This window comes from Flintibacter sp. P01028 (genome assembly GCF_041925235.1).
In the GTDB taxonomy this organism is placed as follows: Bacteria; Bacillota; Clostridia; order Oscillospirales; family Oscillospiraceae; genus Lawsonibacter; species Lawsonibacter aceti.
The window spans coordinates 1-655 of the sequence record NZ_JBHEVC010000029.1; the positions used below are offsets into that span (position 1 = coordinate 1).

The following is a 655-nucleotide window of genomic DNA, read 5'->3' on the forward strand; positions in this document are numbered from 1 at the left end:
GAATCCTTGTGGGACTGGATATAGTCATACAGATTCTCCTTGCCTTTAGGCTCTAGATCTAGAGTACCATTCTCATCGAACACAGGACCATAGAGGACTTTTTCAGGAGTGCCCGGATTGGTGTGAATCCGGGCGTGTGGCTCAAACTGATTGGCAAACTTAGGCATTTTTATCCTCCTCGCAGATAATATTGACAGTGGCATCAGACGGAGCAACCTTAGTGACAATATCGAATACTTCATGGGCCTTACGCATTGTACGATAAGGGCCAAAGGTATGGATACGGCCAAGACTGGCCATGCAGACGGAATAACTAAACATGCTTCTTACCTCCTTGCAAACAGGACCTAGCTTCCAGAATCAGGACAGGCATTTCCTCGGGGATGATATGGCCAGTATCACTGTCCCAAGTGCCTAGACGGTACAAAGAGAAGTCCTCGGCATGGGTAAACAGGACCGAATCGGAATTGATAACAGTGCTCTCAAAGGAGCGAGCGGCTACGGGGTCATTGGGCTGGATGGTGATAGACTGGAAACCTACCTTCACGTCACGGACGGCATAAATGTTGAACATCATAGTCTAATTCCTCCTCGATAGATTTTGGGGTCAATGTTGATAGCTTTGGCTTGGGATGCGGTTCTACGAAAGTAACGC

The 655-nt window shown here is 47.8% G+C and carries 2 protein-coding genes; both read right to left on the bottom strand.

Features of this window, described 5'->3' with window-relative positions:
* Positions 1 to 159: 159 nt before the first annotated feature.
* Positions 160 to 321, bottom strand: a complete 162-nt coding sequence (locus tag ACEVJK_RS14435; RefSeq protein WP_262669991.1) for a hypothetical protein — start codon at positions 319 to 321, stop codon at positions 160 to 162.
* Positions 314 to 577 (bottom strand): phage ORF5 protein, encoded by a 264-nt coding sequence (locus ACEVJK_RS14440; RefSeq protein WP_262669990.1) that lies wholly within the window; start codon positions 575 to 577, stop codon positions 314 to 316. Before ACEVJK_RS14440 ends, ACEVJK_RS14435 begins: the two co-directional genes overlap by 8 nt.
* Positions 578 to 655 lie beyond the last annotated feature (78 nt).